This is a genomic window from Sandarakinorhabdus sp. (assembly GCF_040398645.1).
GTDB lineage: Bacteria > Pseudomonadota > Alphaproteobacteria > Sphingomonadales > Sphingomonadaceae > Sandarakinorhabdus.
This window is the reverse complement of sequence record NZ_JBBATR010000027.1, coordinates 8,469-9,600: the sequence shown is the minus strand read 5'-3', so window position 1 is coordinate 9,600 and position 1,132 is coordinate 8,469. Positions and strand designations below refer to the sequence as shown.

General features: G+C 67.5%; 1 protein-coding gene. It reads left to right on the top strand.

Translation table 11 applies throughout. From position 1 onward, the window contains the following. The first annotated feature begins 111 nt into the window (after positions 1–111). On the top strand, positions 112–1,125 hold the full coding sequence (gene ruvB / locus ABWP50_RS07960; protein ID WP_353217464.1) for a Holliday junction branch migration DNA helicase RuvB: 1,014 nt from the start codon (positions 112–114) through the stop codon (positions 1,123–1,125). Positions 1,126–1,132: the final 7 nt, after the last annotated feature.

Below are 1,132 nucleotides of genomic sequence, written 5' to 3'. Positions count from 1 at the left end.
GCCAGCCGCGCCGTGAGCGAGGCGCTGGCTGAAGTGGGCGAGGGCGCCGCGCTGAATGATCTGGTGCGAGTGGCGCTGAAGAAAAGCGCGCGGTAAGGGGATCAGGCCGACATGACCGCCGATCTTTCCCCCCAGCGCCGCCCGGACGATATCGATGCCGCGCTGCGGCCCAAGGGGCTTGATGAATTCATCGGCCAGCAGGCGCTGCGCGAGAATCTGGGCGTGTTCATTGCCGCGGCGCGGCGGCGCGGCGAGGCGATGGACCATGTGCTGCTACACGGCCCGCCCGGCCTGGGCAAAACCACGCTTGCGCAGATCGTGGCGCGCGAATTGGGGGTGGGTTTTCGCGCCACATCGGGGCCGGTGATTGCCAAGGCCGGCGATCTGGCCGCCATTCTCACCAATCTTGAGCCGCATGATGTGCTGTTCATTGATGAAATCCACCGCCTGTCCCCGATGGTCGAGGAAATCCTCTATCCGGCAATGGAAGACCGGGTGCTGGACATCATGATCGGCGAAGGCCCGTCGGCGCGCAGCGTGCGCATCGATTTGCCGGCGTTCACGCTGGTGGGCGCCACCACCCGCGCCGGCCTGCTCACCACGCCACTGCGCGACCGGTTCGGCATCCCGCTGCGCCTGAATTTCTACAGCGTCGATGAGCTGGAGCAGGTGGTGACGCGCGCCGCCCGTCTGCTCGATCTGGCGCTGACCAGCGACGGCGCCCGCGAAATTGCCGCCCGTGCCCGCGGCACGCCGCGCATTGCCGGGCGACTGCTGCGCCGGGTGCGCGATTTTGCCGGCGACAAGCCGGTTGACCAGCGTATGGCCGATCAATCCCTGTCGCGGCTGGAAGTGGACCGGCTTGGCCTCGATGCCATGGACCGCCGCTATCTGATGATGATCGCCGATATCTATCGCGGCGGGCCGGTGGGCATCGAAACCCTGGCCGCCGGCCTGTCCGAACCGCGCGACACGCTGGAAGACGTGATCGAGCCCTTCCTGATCCAGCAGGGCCTGGTGGCCCGCACCGCGCGCGGCCGCATGCTGACGGGGCCGGCCTGGAAACATCTGGGCTTGGCAGCGCCGGCGGAACATGTGCAACTGCCGCTGCTGGATGATGAATAGGCTCGGC